At 63.5% G+C, this 15823-nt stretch carries 17 protein-coding genes; 10 read left to right on the top strand and 7 right to left on the bottom strand.

The annotated features are described in order from the left end of the window. The first annotated feature begins 66 nt into the window (after nt 1-66). From L6444_RS21030 to L6444_RS21010, 5 genes are all read left to right on the top strand, one after another. The gene (locus L6444_RS21030) at nt 67-1119 is read left to right on the top strand and encodes an acyl-CoA dehydrogenase family protein (RefSeq protein ID WP_236977005.1); all 1053 of its coding nucleotides are present in this window, start codon (nt 67-69) and stop codon (nt 1117-1119) included. After that, nucleotides 1116-2309 carry an alpha/beta hydrolase family protein gene (locus L6444_RS21025; protein ID WP_236977002.1) on the top strand — a complete coding sequence of 398 codons (1194 nt, stop codon included), beginning with the start codon at nt 1116-1118 and terminating at the stop codon, nt 2307-2309. The genes L6444_RS21030 and L6444_RS21025 overlap by 4 nt, the downstream gene beginning before the upstream one ends. Before the next feature lie 83 nt (nt 2310-2392). Next, entirely contained in the window at nt 2393-3526 is a 1134-nt protein-coding gene (locus tag L6444_RS21020) for an LLM class flavin-dependent oxidoreductase (protein WP_236977001.1), read from the top strand. A 417-nt stretch (nt 3527-3943) separates the two neighbouring features. After that, nucleotides 3944-4525, top strand: coding sequence for a spirocyclase AveC family protein (locus L6444_RS21015; RefSeq protein ID WP_236976999.1), 582 nt, complete (start codon nt 3944-3946; stop codon nt 4523-4525). A gap of 186 nt (nt 4526-4711) precedes the next feature. Then, on the top strand, nt 4712-5272 hold the full coding sequence (locus L6444_RS21010) for a TetR/AcrR family transcriptional regulator (protein WP_236976997.1): 561 nt from the start codon (nt 4712-4714) through the stop codon (nt 5270-5272). Between the two features lie 126 nt (nt 5273-5398). Here the strand turns inward: L6444_RS21010 and L6444_RS21005 are convergent, their stop codons facing one another. From L6444_RS21005 to L6444_RS20990, 4 genes are read right to left on the bottom strand one after another with little or no spacing between them, the layout of a single operon-like run. Next, complete coding sequence (locus L6444_RS21005; protein WP_236976995.1) at nt 5399-6016, bottom strand: hypothetical protein; 618 nt, start codon at nt 6014-6016, stop codon at nt 5399-5401. A gap of 31 nt (nt 6017-6047) precedes the next feature. Further along, complete coding sequence (locus L6444_RS21000; protein ID WP_236976993.1) at nt 6048-6827, bottom strand: cytochrome P450; 780 nt, start codon at nt 6825-6827, stop codon at nt 6048-6050. Next, a complete protein-coding gene (locus L6444_RS20995) occupies nt 6821-7285 on the bottom strand; it encodes a cytochrome P450 (RefSeq protein WP_236976992.1) in 465 nt (154 codons plus the stop codon). The genes L6444_RS21000 and L6444_RS20995 overlap by 7 nt, the downstream gene beginning before the upstream one ends. 18 nt (nt 7286-7303) lie before the next feature. Then, on the bottom strand, nt 7304-8434 hold the full coding sequence (locus L6444_RS20990; protein WP_236976991.1) for an ecdysteroid 22-kinase family protein: 1131 nt from the start codon (nt 8432-8434) through the stop codon (nt 7304-7306). A gap of 166 nt (nt 8435-8600) precedes the next feature. Between L6444_RS20990 and L6444_RS20985 the strand changes: the two genes are divergently transcribed. Both L6444_RS20985 and L6444_RS20980 read left to right on the top strand, forming a co-directional pair. Beyond that, on the top strand, nt 8601-9179 hold the full coding sequence (locus L6444_RS20985) for a hypothetical protein (RefSeq protein WP_236976990.1): 579 nt from the start codon (nt 8601-8603) through the stop codon (nt 9177-9179). Between the two features lie 227 nt (nt 9180-9406). Then, nucleotides 9407-9673 (top strand): hypothetical protein, encoded by a 267-nt coding sequence (locus L6444_RS20980; protein ID WP_236976989.1) that lies wholly within the window; start codon nt 9407-9409, stop codon nt 9671-9673. 92 nt (nt 9674-9765) lie between these two features. Here L6444_RS20980 and L6444_RS20975 read toward each other — a convergent pair whose 3' ends face one another. Beyond that, nucleotides 9766-10917 (bottom strand): LLM class flavin-dependent oxidoreductase, encoded by a 1152-nt coding sequence (locus L6444_RS20975; RefSeq protein WP_236976988.1) that lies wholly within the window; start codon nt 10915-10917, stop codon nt 9766-9768. Nucleotides 10918-11232: 315 nt separating this feature from the next. On the opposite strand from L6444_RS20975, the gene L6444_RS20970 reads away from it, so the two are divergent. Together L6444_RS20970 and L6444_RS20965 are read left to right on the top strand one after the other, a co-directional pair. Further along, entirely contained in the window at nt 11233-12045 is an 813-nt protein-coding gene (locus tag L6444_RS20970) for an ecdysteroid 22-kinase family protein (RefSeq protein WP_236976987.1), read from the top strand. Between the two features lies 1 nt (nt 12046). Beyond that, the gene (locus L6444_RS20965; protein WP_236976986.1) at nt 12047-12289 is read left to right on the top strand and encodes a hypothetical protein; all 243 of its coding nucleotides are present in this window, start codon (nt 12047-12049) and stop codon (nt 12287-12289) included. Between the two features lie 39 nt (nt 12290-12328). On the opposite strand, the gene L6444_RS20960 is transcribed toward L6444_RS20965, so the two are convergent. Together L6444_RS20960 and L6444_RS20955 are read right to left on the bottom strand one after the other, a co-directional pair. Continuing rightward, nucleotides 12329-12964, bottom strand: a complete 636-nt coding sequence (locus L6444_RS20960) for a TetR/AcrR family transcriptional regulator (protein ID WP_236976984.1) — start codon at nt 12962-12964, stop codon at nt 12329-12331. Beyond that, entirely contained in the window at nt 12964-13569 is a 606-nt protein-coding gene (locus L6444_RS20955; RefSeq protein WP_236976982.1) for a TetR/AcrR family transcriptional regulator, read from the bottom strand. The genes L6444_RS20960 and L6444_RS20955 overlap by 1 nt, the downstream gene beginning before the upstream one ends. Before the next feature lie 289 nt (nt 13570-13858). Here L6444_RS20955 and L6444_RS20950 point away from each other — a divergent pair, with 289 nt between their 5' ends. Further along, nucleotides 13859-15553 (top strand): phytoene desaturase family protein, encoded by a 1695-nt coding sequence (locus L6444_RS20950; RefSeq protein ID WP_255730801.1) that lies wholly within the window; start codon nt 13859-13861, stop codon nt 15551-15553. Nucleotides 15554-15823: the final 270 nt, after the last annotated feature.

Raw genomic sequence — 15823 nt, 5'->3', positions numbered from 1 at the left:
GGCCGACCGTGCGCTTCGGGAGGCACGATTCGACGCTGGACTGGCCGTCGTGCATTTCGCCGAGGGATGCGGGGGGGGCGTGGGTTGGACCCGTCACTGCAGGGCGTCGTCGAGCGCCGGTTCGCGGCTGCAGGATGCCGAGATCATATGGCCAGCAACGTGATCGGCCTCGGGATGGCGATGCCGACGATCCACGCACACGGTACTGGCGAGCAGAAGCGGCGCTACCTGCGGTCGTGCTTCTCGGGCGAGGACATCTGGTGTCAGCTGTTCTCCGAGCCGGGCGCGGGCTCGGACCTGGCCGCGCTGGCCACCCGTGCCGTTGCCGACGGTGACACATTCGTCGTCAACGGGCAGAAGATCTGGACGTCGCTGGCACACCTCGCTCGATTCGGGTTGCTGCTGGCCCGCACCGACCCCGACGTGCCCAAGCACAAGGGTTTGACCTACTTCCTGCTCGACATGCGCAGCCCCGGCGTCGAAGTGCGCCCCCTGCGGCAGCTCACCGGCGAGGCCGAGTTCAACGAAGTCTTTCTCACCGACGTGCGGATCCCGAAGGCCGACGTCCTGGGCGAGGTGGGCCAGGGTTGGGCAGTGGCGATGACCACGCTGGCCAACGAGCGGATCTCGATCGGCGCCCGGCCGGCGCAGCGGGGCGAGGGCCCAATCGGTCGTGCCGTGGAAATCTACTGCGAGGCAGCGAGTTCAGGGCGGGTGGACGCCGTGGTGACGGAGCGGTTGATGCTGCTGTGGACGCAGGCCGAGGCAGCCCGGCTGACCAATGTCCGGGCCGCCCAGACGGGCCGGGCGCCGGGGCCGGAAGGCTCGATCGCCAAGCTGCAGATGGCCGAGTTGAACAAGGCGATATACGAGCTGTGCGTGGACATGTCCGGCGTGGACCAGTTGCTCATCGACGGTTACGACGAGCATGCGCCCACGTCGTCGGCTGCCTACGGCGGGGCCGACGTGCGTAAGTCGTACCTGCGGTCGCTGGCGAATTCGATCGAGGGTGGTACGTCGGAAGTGATGCGCAACATCCTCGGTGAGCGAGTGCTCGGGTTGCCTGGTGAACCCAGGGTTGACCGGGACATCCCATGGCGTGAGGTGCGCCGGTCATGAATTCCGCACCGGCCGTCACCCGTGGCAAGTATCGCCGTACCCCGTATCTTGTTGTTTCCCAAGAGCATTCGGTCCGCAAGGATGTCTACGGCACCGTCGCCGATCACGTGGTGCGGTACGCGCAGTTGCTCCGCGGTGATCGTGAGTCGGACACGGTCATCGTCGCGTCTCATCCGATCGGGTCGCCGGCCTACCTGCCGCTGTTCTCCGAACTGGCGCGTACTGGGCTGCATGTGATCGGTTGCGCCAACCGATATTCGGTTGGTGACTCCGCACTGCAGATGGAGAACCATCTGCTCGATCTCGGCGCCTGCGTGCGAGACGCGCGCGAAAGGCTCGGCTACCAGCGCGTGGTGCTGGCCGGCTGGAGTGGCGGCGGATCGCCGATGATGGGTTATCAGGCGGAAGCGGAGAAGCCCACAATCACTCAGACCGCGGCGGGGGAGCCGTCGTTGCTCGCCGAGACCGCACTCCCGCCGGCTGACGCGGTGATGTTGTTGGCGGCTCCGCGCAGCCGTCACCGGTTGCTGACCGAGTTCCTCGACGCCTCGATCACCGACGAACTGCAGCCCGAGCGCAACCGGGCTGCCGAATTCGACCTGTACGACCCCGCGAACCCCAACCAGCCGCCTTACCCGGCGGACTTCCTTGCCGCCTACCGCGACCGACAACGCGAACGCAACCGCCGGATCACCGCCATGGCCCAGCAGAGGTTGCAGGACTTCCGAGACGCCGGCCGGCCACACGCCGAGCACTCGTTCGTCGTCCACGGGACGATGGCCGATCCGCGTTGGCTGGACCCGACCATCGAACCCAACGGCCGCCGGCCGCGGTGGAGTTATCTGGGCGACCCCGAGGTGGCCAACACCAGCCCCGGTGCACTGATGCGCTTCACCACTGCGCGGAGTTGGTTGTCGCAGTGGGGGTTGGACACTGCGCAGGTGGACGCCGGCGACGCGGCGCCGCGGGTGTCGGTGCCGGTGCTCATGGTCGTCAACGGCTGTGACGACGCGGTGCCGACCAGCCATCAGGCGCAGGTGTTCGATGCGATAGGTCACCAGGAGAAGGAGCGGGTAGACCTGCCGGGCGCCAACCACTATTTCACCGGCGAGGATCAGCGATCGCAGCTGTCACAGGCAGCCGATCACGTCCACGACTGGCTGCACCGCCACGGTTTCGACCTCGACTAACCCTGACGCCAGGACGGCCTGGCTGTCAGCGCCGGCAAATAACCAAACAAAGATTGATATCCGCCAAAGAAGGAGCCCGACAAATGAAGCTGAGCCTGATGACCCTGGGGGACGTGGTAGCCGATCCGGTCACCGGGCAGGTCGCCACGGCTGCCGAGCGGCACCGAGCCATCGTGGAGGCCGCCGCAGTCGCCGACCAAGCAGGCTTCGAGGGCGTGCACATCGGCGAACACCACGGGCTTGAGTACACGACATCGGCGCCGCCGGTGATCCTCGCCGCGATCGGGGAACGCACGTCGCGGCTGCGGTTGTCCACCGCCGTTACGTTGGCGGCGAACCTCGACCCGATCCGCGTCGCCGAGGACTACGCGACCGTCGATGCGCTCTCTGATGGACGCTGCGAAGTCGTGGTGGGCCGGGGCAATTTCTTCGTCTCCACCTACACGCTGTTCGGGCAGCGTTTGGAGGACTCCCACGAGCTGTTCGCCCAGAACGTCGAGCTGCTCGCCCAGTTGTGGGCGGGCAAGGAGGTGAGCTGGGCGGGATCGCGTCATCGCGCCGCGATCAATGAGTTCGTGCTGCAGCCTGCGCCGGTGGGCACGATGCCGCTATGGGTAGGCGGCGGAGCCTCGGAATCGTCGCTCGAACTGGCGGCGCGCCTGGGACTGGATCTGATGCTGCCCTCGGCGTTCGGTAACCCCCAGATGTTCAAACCCGTGGTCGAGAACTATCGGGAGAGGTTCGCTTCTTATGGGCATCCCCGTGATCCGCGGGTCGGCGCCTGCTGGCACGTCAACGTCGCCAGGACGAGCCAGGCGGCCCGGGAGCGCTGGGAACCGCGCTACCGGGCCTACTTCGAGCTGATGAATACCGTCATCCCGCGGGTGAATCCCGACCCGCCACCGTTCGTCACCAAGCCGTTCGACTTCGAGTTCCTCACCACCCGCGGTCCCGCCATCGTCGGCAGTGCGGCAGAAGTGGCCGATCGGCTCAACTCCTGGTCGGAAGTCCTGACCAGTGACACGAACTTGATCTACGTCGACATGGGCGGCCAGCCGGCCGGCGAATACCGCGACATGGTGGAACTCATTGGCGCCGAGGTCATCCCCCCAGTTGAGCTGAGGCTGCCTGACAGCGAGTACGTATGCGGTGTCTATGGCATATTGCCACCCCGGGCGAGCACGGTGTTTAATTTATATTCAAAGAAAGGGTGGTGATTGCCGTGGTGTCCGAATCAACGCTGCACCGAAGCGGCCCGCGCCGGGGTGCGACTGCCGTGGAGCCGTCACGCTCGGGAGGGGTGACGGTATGGGCGGCAATCGCTGTCGTCTGGCTGTTGATCGCCGTGCAGGCCCTGGTGCGATGGATGGCATCGAGCGATTTCGCGCCGGCACCCCTGGACGGCCACGATCAGATGCCGGCGTGGAACGTGGTGGCGTTGCGCATCTTCGAGGGACTCAGCATGGCGCTGCTGGTGTACCTCGTATGGGCCTACGTGGTGACCCCCTGGCGCCGGACCGGTGCGTTGAGCCTGGACGGCAAGTTCGTCCTGGGCGGGATGGCCGCTTTTTGTCGCCGACGCCTTCCTGAACTGCTACACCTACCTGTTCGCGTGGAATGCGCACAACGTCAACATGGGCGTCTGGACGGCGTATCTGCCGTTCCACAACCCGGCGGCATCCTCCCGGTACGCGGAGTCGCTGTTGTGGGGCCCGCCGATGTACGTGTACTTCTGCGCCGGCGTGGCCGTGGTCGGCTGTCCCGCGTATTTCGCGCTGCGGTCCCGCTTTCCGCACCAGTCGAATGTGGCCCTGCTGTCGATCATCTTCGCCGGCGAGTTCGTGTTCGATTTCGTGGTGGAGAATTTGGCGATCCGGTTGACGCACGGCTATTCGTTCGCGCAAACCTACGGGCCGCTTACCTTGTGGGCGGGCAGCCAATTCCAGTTCCCGCTCTACGAGTCGTTCCTGGTGGCCACGCTGGGATTATTCTACACCTGGATGCGGATACAGGCCGTCTCGTCCCCTGATGGGCTGTCACCGGTGGAACGCGGCTTCGAGCGTTGGAGGCCCTCACTTCAGCCGATGGTGCGTACCCTGGCGGTGATCGGTTTCTGCTGTGCTGCAACGATATTGATCTACCATCTGCCGTTCAACTGGCTGGGCATCGTGGGTGCTTCGCACGCGCACCTGCCGTCGTACCTGCTGCCCGGCTGAGTCGGCAAGCGCCTCAGTCTGTTCAGGACTCGCGACTGAATCCGAGTTTGCGCGCGATGAATCGCCGTCGCCGGAGCTAGACTTACGCTTCGATACGAAGCGACGAGGATTCTGTCAGATATGCCAACGGTGACCCGCAGGGCGAAGCAAAGCCGGGCAGAACGCCGAGAGGCGATCGGCAACCGGTTGTTCACGATCGTCGAACGCTTGCTTGCGGAGGGTGCCGTTTTTTCCGAGATCAGCGTCGAACAGTTGATCACCGAGGCCGACATCGCCCGATCGACTTTCTACGTGTATTTCGAGGACAAGGGCGCGCTCATGATCGAACTGATGGAGCGCGTCACGAAGGCGGTGGGAGATGCGGCCAACGACTGGTTTCAGTTGCCGCCCGGAGCGACTCGCGCGGATCTGCGCAAAGCGCTCGCTCGCCTGGCCGCGGCGTATCGACAGCACGGTCGCATGATGTCGGCGGTCATTGAGGCCGCCGCGTACGACCCTCGGGTACAAGAGGAGTACGCCGCGGTCATGGCACGCCGGTGTGACGACATGAACCGGAACTTCATTCCCCAACAGCGCGACGGGTCCATTCGTGGGGACATCGATCTGGTGGCCGTGACTCCGTGGCTGGCGTGGATGTTCGAAAGGGGCTTCAACCAGTTGGCGGGGCGCGACGGCGTCATGACCGAGTCTGCGCTCGACGGCGCCACTTCGGTGATATGGCAGACGTTGTACGAAGGCACTCGCTGAGGGTCGACGGCAGTCTTCAGCTACGGAGCCCTGCGGGTGCTCCGTATTGCGCAGCTGCTGCCTCGGGCATCAGGACAGCCCGTCGCGCCAGAACGATCATCAACACGAACCAACCCGTGAAGCTGGTCAACGGGATCCACCAGACGAGAAGCCCGTTCCAGGCGAACGGACCGCTCTTGGCGAAGAATGCGATGACCGCAGGGATGAACGAAAGGCTGACCCAGAACTGAAGATACGCCGCCCAGCGCCGGGAAAGCGGGGCGCGGCCGCGAGTCCTTTGAGGATTGCGATACCCAAAATAATGTACTGCACCATGAACGGGGCGATGGGTGTAATGAAGAGCAGCCAGCCCAAATCACTGAGTGCCTGGGTGATCTCGGGATTCCTCTCGGGTCTGAAGGCTGCGGCCGCCCACGCGAATGCCGGCAGCATAAATGTGAGCATCGAGACGATTCCCGCTGCCAGTTGAGTTGCGGCCCAGAAGAACGACTTTCCTTCGATCTCCTTGATGAGTGTGGAGAGTGTGACGGTCCACGGCAGGTATAAGACAGCGCCGAGGCTCATGAGCACCATGCCCACCCGAATCGGGACGGAGCTTTCGTGAAACAGCTGGGCAACCTGTGGTGCGGTCAGTGAGGGGGCGAGCGGCGGCACCCAATGGGCGAATCCCAGGTACCCGACAGCCCAGATGACAAAGAAAGCCGCGGCGCTCCATACCCCGATCAGACGTGAATTCGGTCTCATGCCAGGCAATCTCCTCTGAACGAAGTGCGTGTCAGTCCCATTCGAAGTGCAGGTGCTCGGGGCGATGAAAGATCATGCCCTGCTGTACCCGGATCTCCTGGTCGGGTGCAACGCGCAGGTTGGGCAGGCGGGTAAGCGCGGTCTCGATGGCCACTCGCATGTCGAGTCTGGCCACCCACTTCCCGATGCAGTTGTGCGGGCCGAGACCGAAATGCACGCTCTTGCGCATTTCGGCGGCATCGCGGTCGATATCGAATTTCGCGGGATCTTCGAACTCGCTGTCGTCGTTGTTGGCCGACTGCACGAGCAGAAAGAGGTTGGAGCCCTTGGTGATTTGCTGGCCGCGGATCTCGACGTCCTCTTTGACGCGACGCACAATGCCGCGTGCGGGGGTTAGTCGCCGCAGCGACTCCTCCACGACTTTAGGCACCAATGACAAGTCGGACCGAACGCGGTTGATCAGATCCCGGTCCTCGCAGAGTTTATAGAGCGCAAAGCCGATACCTCCTGCGCTCGTCTCGAATCCGGCGATGACGAGTTGTCCCACGACACCGAGGATTTCGCGATCGGTCAAGCTTTTCTCGCTGCCGTCCTGGGCAAGAATCAGACCGCTGATCAGATCGTCGTTCGGTGACTTGCGACGCTGTGTGATCGCTTCCATCAGGTAATCGCTGAAGTCGACTTGCTCGCGGGCCAGATACCTCCGGCGAGCATCGGAAATGGACGGGACGAACAGCTCGGTGATGCCCAGCGTCCACTCGTGGAATTTCTGGTGGTCCTCGGCCGGTACGCCGAGGATGCTGATCAGCACGTGAACGGGCATCGGGGTCGCGAATCGGTCCATGAGGTCGCCGCGCCCCCTCGGGCCGGATGGCATCGAGAAGGCGGTCGGAGGCTTCCTTGATCGCGCCCTCGCGTGCCCGAACCGCATTCGGCGTCAATGCTTTGGTCGCCAATTTTCGGATTCGGGTGTGTTGTGGCGGATCGGTGTTGACCAGTGCCGGTTGCCAGGGGGGCGTAGCCGTGCGGCAAGGCGTCCTTGAGCTCGTCGGGCACATCGCCGACGAGGTCGTCGGGCATGCAGCCGAAGCGGTCGACGTCCTGAATGATCGGCAGGATGTCGTCGTATCGACTCAGGACCCACGCGTCGAGCTCGGGAACATGCATGATGGGGGCGTGGTGGCGCAACTGTGCGAAGAGTTCGCACGTGTCCCATGTACTGCGAAACGCGTCCATCATCGTCGGTTGATCCTGCGCAGTCTCGGTCATGAAGTGCGCCTTCCGTTTTCAGATCAGGGCAGCTGCTGCGGGCGCGTCGAGGTCGAGCGCCATCTCGGCGTAGCGGCGGATTTGGTCAACGATCAGCTGGTCACCGCGTTCGGTCGAGGCCACTTGCCCGGCCATGCCCACGAAAAGCAGGACCCCATACATGGCGCCCTCGCGGTAGCTGTCCCAGCAGGCATCGAAGTCGAAATCCCTTACCCCACCACGCAAGAGTTGTTCGTGGTACTCGGAGATCAGGTCGCGTTCCGAGGAGCGTCGATTCTCGGTCGCCAGGGCAGAGCCAAGGTAGTAGGCCGGATCGACTCCCGGGGGGCCGAGCCGAACCGTTTGGAAGTCGATCACTGCAACACGCTGGCTATTCGGATCGATTGAAAACATGATGTTGTCGCTGCGGAAGTCCCCGTGCTGCACCACTGTTGGGGCTTTCCAGCTGCGCACCCAGGCTCCTGCCTGTGGAATGACGCGCTCGAACAGTGTGACGTGGTCCGCGTCGAGGTGATCGCCGAATCGGGAGAGAAACGGCGGCAGTCCGCTGGGTATCGCATCGAACACCGCGATGGTGCGCGCCGGGCAGGCGATCCAGTTAAGTCCGGAAATCTTGTCTGAATTCCACAGCGGTGCTTGAAATTTCGCTAGTTCACCGAGGGCGCGTGAGCAATCGTCGACGCTGCTCGGCCTGAGTACGTCCCCTGCCTGCAACTCGCTGCTCAGATCCTCCAGGACCAGAGTGAAGTTCTTGGCGCCATCCGACAGTTTTGCCAGGTAACACCCTGGCAGCCCCATATCGGGGACAAGCGGCGCGATGTCCGAATAGAAGCGGGTTTCTAATTCGTACATGCTCATGGCGTGGGCGACGCCCAGGCTGCCCGGATCGTCGGTCGGGAACTTCACCAGCAGCGACCCCGGGGTCGATTCGGGTCCCGGGTAGGTCAGCGTCGCGCGGACCATGCGGGCCATCAGGCCGCCGGTGACCGGTTCCAGAATCACTTCCGATAGATCGGCCCCGGCGGAGACACTCGCGGCGGACAACACCCGCCTGAACCAATCCACTTGAAGCTCTGCGGCATTGGTGATGAGCGGGATCTCACGCTCGGTGAGTGTCGTCTGGCTTCGCGACAGCGAGCCGGCCGTCACCGACGGCCTCCTCGCCGCGGCTGGAGTCGTCGTGCCGCCCCACATCCGGCAGCGAGGACTTTAATCGAACATATCATTCGAACATAATGTACGATTCGAAAAATGGTGTCAATCGCGTCGCGCGCTCGACGGGAGCGAGACGTAGACCTCGACGAGGAGGAACGACATGGGCTGGACGGACACGATCGACGTCTCCGACGAGCGATTTCACCCCCATAGCGACGACCCCTATTGGAGCGAGAACAGCCTGCTCGGCTTCAACGTCCCCGATCGAAATCTGTCCGGCTTCATCTACTTCTACTGGCGTCCCAACATGAATCTGGTGGTTGCCGGCCCGGCTGTGTGGGACAACTCCGGCGAGGATGTGTACAACTGTCTGTACTACGGCTGGGATCAACACTTGGCCATCCCGAACGGTGCCGAGATGTTCGATTTCGAACTCTCAAACTCGTTGAGCTGTAGCATGATAGAGCCTCAACAGGAATATCGGTTTCGCTACGACCGCCATGGTGTCAAGTTCGATCTCACCTGGACGGCCATGGCCGAGCCGCACTACATGAAGCTGGCCAGAAGCGGCGATGAGGACCCCGGCATCAAGAACTGGGTGAAGAAGGACGGCGATTTCTCTGTTGGTCACTACGAGCAATCCGGCTGGTTCGCCGGATATCTCGAGATTGGTGGTGAGCGAATCAGGATCGACTGTGGGGCACTACGCGACCGTGGCTGGGGGGCCCCGGCACGCTGACGTCGCCGACCCGCTGCGAGCCGGGTGGCCCTATGTCTTCGCGAGTCCTGACAGCGCGTGGCATCTCTACGATCCCCAGACCGAGTTGTCCTTTGACGAAGACCCGATCGCAGGTACCACCGAGACGGTTACGACGGGCTTCTACATTCGCGACGGGGTGAAGGCCCGCGTCCTGGGGGGGCACCCGTCGCGCCGAACGTGGTCGAGACGGACGGGTGCTCACGCAGGTGATCGATGCCGTCGACGAGCTCGGCCGGGAGCTGCATGCCGAAGGGCAGAGCCTGAATTGGCTCAAGTGGCCCATCAACAGCGACATCCTCAACTGGTGGTCGCTGGTCCGATGGCAATACGACGGCCAAACCGTTTACGGCAACGATCAGGACTTCATGTCCTTCCGGCACTATCGCCGCTACTGGCGCAAGCTCCTCGCCGAGGACCCCGCGTTGCTGAATTGCTTTCCGGCATCCGCCGAATATCCGCCCGATGGCGCTTGAGACGACGACACAGAATGAGCTGATCGGTTCGGGGAGCGGATACGGGTTCTTCTTGCTCGGTCTGGCCTTTCCGTGCCGCGAGCACCACGCCGTCAAGATTCCCGGTTCTTCAGGCCCTTGAACATCTCGACGTGGCGGCGCACGGATTCCTGCGCTTGCTCGGGCCCCAGGGCCAGCGGAGTCATGTCGAGCATCCCGACGAAATTCGCGCCGGCTTCCACGAAGCGCTCGTTGAGCTCACGTAGCTGCGCGGGCGTGCCGACGTGAAAGGACTTTCGCACCAACGACGGCGACACCTGATCGACGATTCGCTGGACCTCTTCGTCGCCCTGCTCGAACGGCGCCCACTTCATCGCGTAGTTCCAGCCTGCGGGCATGACCGACGACTCGCCCTCCTCCGCCCACCTGTCGGAGTCGACGCGTCCGAACTGCCCCGCAAAGTATTTCACCAGCGGATTGGAGAGGACCTCGCTGATGCCGTCCTCGTCGTCGTGGCAGACGCAGATGTTCCAGATGCCGAACCCGAAGGCGTCAGGGTCGCGGCCGTAGCCTGCGACCTTGTCGCGCATTGTCTTGACCGTGTCGGCGAACTCCTCGGGAGTTGTAATGGATTGCGGCGTAGCCGCTTCGAAGCCGTCCGCATATCGCGCCGCGATGTCAAGCAGGGTCGGACCGCCGCCGAGCGCCCAGAACTCCGGTCGTTTGACCGGGCGCTGCGTGCCGATCGTGGCGTTCTTGTAATGCCAGAAGTTGCCCTCCTCGGTCCACGGTTCAGGCTCGTCGTAGAGGCGCCGCATGAATTTGAGCAGATCTTCCAGGCGTTTGAGGCCCTCCACGCGTTTGTAGCCGAACGGCTTGGACTGGCGGAGTTCGCCTGCGCCGACTGCGATTACGACTTTGCCGTCGGTGCAGTTGGCCAAGCTGATGAGCTTGCGTAGCAGCTCAGCGGGCGCCGAGCGGATCGCGTCTGTGGAGAGCCGAACTCCCATCGTGGGGTTTGCTGCCAAAGCGTAGGCGGCCTGCACGAAGGGGTCGTACGTGGAGTTCGCGTCGATGAACGACGCAGCAGGCGTGTTTTCCGGCCGCCACAAATTGCCGGGGAACCACCCTGATAGTTCGTCCCACAGCCAGAGGTAGTCGACGACTTGGGTCTCGCCGATGGCCTTGGTGAATTCAGCGACCAGCGGCATGGGCATGTCGCGGTGGTTGTCACAGGGTAGTGCCGTCTCGACCGTCTTGCTCATCTGCGTCTCCTTGGTTTAGCCGGCCAGTCCCGTGCATAGGCCGCCATCGCACCGGCGATGGCCGGGGCGGGGTCAACATCGGTGCGGTCTGAATTCTCGACGCGGCGGGAGCCACGGTAACAGCTTGTCATACTCACTGTCTAGAACTAAGGTTCGTAGGTCGCGGCCGGCGTTGGGTCAGGTTAAAGCGCCGCATGACTTGGTCGCCTGGTGCCAGTTCCCAGCCAGGGCCATGAGCTATCTAGCGGTCGCAGGCAGAGCCATAAGGCCTGTCGAACTTGACGTCTAGACGCGCTATCTTCTATGGTCTCGCGGATGGACGTCCCGCGGACAATCGACGAACTCGACAGCGGCTGGTTGTCGGCCGCACTAGGCCAAGAGGTCACCATCACGTCGTGCGCCCCGGTACCGCTGGGCTACTCGACCGCTATGTACCGCCTCGAGTTGGCGGGAGCGGGTCCGATACCCGACTCGGTCGTCGTCAAGCTGCCCGTCGGGGGGCCGGTACGGCAGCTGCTCGAGGGCATCGGCGCCTACGTTCGCGAGGTCACGTTCTACTCCGAACTCGCCAAGGACGTCCCCGTCCGCGTCCCGACGTGCTACGTTGCCGAGATCGCTTGCGAATCAACCGACTTCGTCCTCGTGCTCGAGGACCTGTCCGGGCTTGAACCCGCGAACCAACTCAAGGGCCTGACCCTCGAGTTGGCCGAGACGGCCGTCGTTGAGTTGGCGAAATTCCACGCCTGGTCGTGGAACCACGAGCGGCTGCCAGGACTGGCCGAGCGCTTTCCGCCGCTCGACAGCGAGCGGGCAGCCGGCGTCTACGGGCAGTTCGCGCAATTCTTCGGCCTATCCTGGCAATCCGCGCGCGAGCTCTCGGTCGTGGCCGATGATGTCAAGCAATTCGGCGACAGCTGGGGTGAGATGTTGCCGACTTTCGTCACCGAGCTGGCGACGCCACGCACGATAGTTCACGGTGAGCTGCGGGCCGACAATCTTTTTTCTGCTGCCGGACGGCGGGCTTTTGATGATCGACTTCCAGACCGTTGCGCAGCAGGCGGGGATTGTGGATGTCGCTTACCTTGTGGCGCAAAGCCTTCCGGTGGAAGCGCGCCGGGGAAACGATGAAATGCTGGTGCGCCGCTATGTCGACACGCTCGCCGCGCTCGGCGTCACAGATTACGACTACGAGCGCGCCTGGCGCCAGTACCGGATTGCTCTGGCTTTCAACTTGATGCTTCCCGGGCTCGCATTCATGCAGTACGAAAACACCGATGACTACGGCAAGCAGTTGCTGGTGGAGATGCTGCGTCGGACCTCGGACGCGATCGAAACGACTGGCGCGCTCGACCTTCTCGCCGTGCGGCCCTAAGGCTAGTTCGCGCGGCCGCGTCGAAAGGCCTTGTCCCGCCTAGTGATTACCGAGATCATAGAGTGTCCGGTAAATGATTTGCGCGATCGCGGCGGTGTGGCCCTCGAGCTCGCGGGGCGCAGCGTTACGGTCGATCTGCATGGGTACGCGTTCTACCAAACAAATGAGCCATTCGGCGGTTGCCCGTGGATCAAGTTCCGGGCGAATCGCCCCATCGCGCTGGCCGTTGCGGATGTGCTCGGTCAAGGCGACGAAGTGCAGCTCGAAAGCCTCGGCGAACTCCTCGCGCACGGTTGGATCGTGCAGGACGGTCTCGTACATGGCCCGCATCAGGGTCATCCGAGCCCGATAAACGCCGAAGATCTCGCCGAGTAGCTCGTGAATTCGCGGCTGCGAAAGCTGGGATGCCGCTGCGGAATACCAGGCGTTGCTGACTTCAAACAAGACTTGCCGGGTTTCGAGCAGCCACCCTTCCAGCAGGTCGACCTTGTCTTGGAAGTGGATGTAGAAGTTGGCGCGTGAGACGCCGGCTTCGGCGACGAGGCTGTCGACTGTGATCGAGGCAAGGCTTTGGCCCTCTTCCAGCCGGCGCTGCAGGACCGCCAACAGGCGTGACTCCACGGCTTCGCGGCGGCTCGGTCGGTCACGCGGGGAACGGCTGGCGCGGCGCGACATCACTCGTGCCCTCGGACGGTCCACCAAATGATCTCGGTGAGGGAAGCCAGACGAGTCCGCAGCTCCTGGGGCGTCGAACGAACCAGCAGCCGGTTGAATCCTCGCTCGAGCATCCACACCAGCGAAAACGCGATGTAGGTCGGGTCGAGCTCCGCGGGGGTGAGGCCGGCGGCTTGCGATGTGCGTAGGAACTCGGCCGTCGCCTCTACCGCAACGCCCATGAGTGCGCCGAACTGAGTACGTAACGCCTGGTCGTAGACCGTCGCGGCGGTGATCGCATCCAGGAGCAGGCCGTGCGCGCGGTAGTCCTCGAACATGGCCGACAGGGCGAGCGCGATCTCATGCTTACTCGCAGATGGCGGCAGGTGCCACCAGGCGGCGTCGAAGCCGACCAGATCCGACATGACACGCTGGGCCAGCGCGCTCAGCAATGCCGTCTTGTCGGCGAAGTAGACGTAGAAAGTCGACTTTGCGAGGCCGCCCTCCCGCACCAGGTCGTTGATTTTGATCTCCTCGAACGTGGCGCCTTGGCGCAGCAGCCGCTCCACGGCATCGCTGAGCCGGTCAAGCAGCTCTGCCTGGGGTTTAGGCTGTTCGTCAGTCACCGATCGCACCGGTGGCGCTTTGGAGTCGAAGTCGCGGGCTCAGAAACCACCACCAAACTTTACATCTAGACCATCGGTCTGGTGGTTGTTGCTGGCGTCGGCACCGTCGCAACCATCTTGCCGCTCCGACGAACCAGATCCGACAGATCCGAGCGCAATGCACGCCGAACGGTGCCCGTGCTTGAGGGACGACGGCGTGTCCGAATACTTCGCATCTAGACATTGAGTTCGATGGCTAGTAGCTTAAGCATCGCGATGGGGTGGGCAGATTTCGAGCGGGAGGTTCCACATGTATGACGTGATCGTCGTGGGCGCCGGACACAATGGGTTGACGAGTGCCGCGTACTTGGCGAAAGCGGGCAAGAAGGTGCTCGTGCTCGAAGCGCGCGATGTCGTCGGTGGCCTGGCATGGACGATGGAAATGCCCAATGCGCCAGGGTATTTCGTGAATCCCTGTTCGGTCGAATTTCTGCTGACCGGTGTCCAGCCGTCGGTGGACAAGGAGCTCGAGCTGCACAAGTACGGGCTCAACTGGGTTTACCCGGACACATTGCTGACCTGGTTGGGGCCGCATGGGCAAGTGATGCCGATCTGGCGCGACCGAGCCCGGCTCGTGGAGGAGATCGCGCGCTACTCCAAGAAGGACGCCAGGAACTACGGCCGGCTGGTCGATGAAATCACGGTGACCCTGAAGGCGGCGCTGCCCTATCTCCAGGGCCATCCGTTCCGAGTGCGTCCACAGGCCCTGTGGGAGATGCTGACGGTTGCAGCCAAGGGCCGCAAGCACATTGCGCGGGGCGCACGGGCGATGATCTCTTCGATCGAGGCCGTCTGCGAGGAATACTTCGAGCGCGACGAGATCAAGGTCCCTCTTGCTTGCTACTCGCTGGCCAGCTTCGCCCCCGCCTGGGAGCAGGGGACAGGGCTGCACCTTTCGCTGATCTGCGGCTTGCACGAGTGGGGAGTGCGTCACCCGGTCGGGGGAACCGGAGCCTTCACGCAGGCTCTGGCGCGGTGCGTGACAGCCCATGGCGGGGAGATCCTCACCAACGCCCGCGCCGAGGAGATCCTCACCCACGCCGGACGAGCCCGCGGCGTGCGACTGGCCGACGGACGCCAGTTTGCCGCGCCTCAGGTCATCGCCGCGATCCCGCCTCATCATCTCGTCAACCGCCTACTGGATCCGGCGATCGTGCCGGACGAGGTCAAGGATGAGATGCGCGGCATCCAGGACCTGCACGCCAACATCTACACGTTCAAACTCGACGCCGCGCTGGACCGCCGGCTCCGGTTCCCGTTTCACGGCGCGGGCCGCGAAGACGAGGCACTCTCGGCCATCACGATCTGCGACGACATGGAGTACATGAACCGCTCGGCCAACCTCGCCACGTGCGGAGAGTTCAGCCCCGACATCCCGATCCAACACATCACGTCCTCGATCTACGACCGCACGCTCGTACCGCCCGGAAGCGACGGGGACACCTGCTATATGTACGCGTTCAACACGCCGGTACGACTGTCGGACGGGCGCAGCTGGGCCGAGGAGCGCCAGCGCTACGCGGACCTGATGCTGGACAATTTCGCCCGGTACTGCCCCGACATTCGCGACGCGATCATCGACGTCGACCTCACCAGCCCAGACGATTTCGTCACCCGCTACAACGTCGGCAATTACGAGCACGTCGACTGCACGATGGCGAACATGGGTCCGTTCCGGCCCGTCCCGTCGCTATCGGCGTACCGGACGCCGGTCCGAGGCTTGTGGCACAGTGCCGCCGGCGCCTTCCCCATGGCCTTCCTGAGCGGCTGGCCAGGTCGTAATAGTGCGCGAGAAGTGTTGCGCAACACCGACGGTGGGCCCGTAAGCAAACTGGTCGACCGGATTCTGTACCGGCGCCGGCCCATGGCGCCCGCCACTGCAAGCCCGGCTGTCAATCGGGCGCCGCAGTCGTCCGGGAAACGGGCAGGTGACAAGCCAGGCTAGGACCGTCGGACCGGAAGCGAAAGTGGGATGAGTCAGCGGCTTGCATCACCGGACCGGCCCGTCTATCTCCGCGACGCCGACGAAGGATTTCATCAGGCGCCCACCGACGTCGCGATGTGGTCGGAAAATTATCTCAGCGGCGTGTGCTTTCCGTCGGCGAAGGCGGGAGCCTGGTTTCATCAGTCCCGCCCGCAGCACGACCCACGCTTCTGGGAATCGATATTCACCTTCATGCTTCCCGGGGACCGCTTCCTCGTCGCCAAGGGGGGC

Source organism: Mycobacterium kiyosense (assembly GCA_021654635.1).
Lineage (GTDB): Bacteria > Actinomycetota > Actinomycetes > Mycobacteriales > Mycobacteriaceae > Mycobacterium > Mycobacterium kiyosense.
The sequence above is the reverse complement of the archived record's forward strand: the minus strand, read 5'-3'. Positions and strand labels throughout refer to the sequence as shown.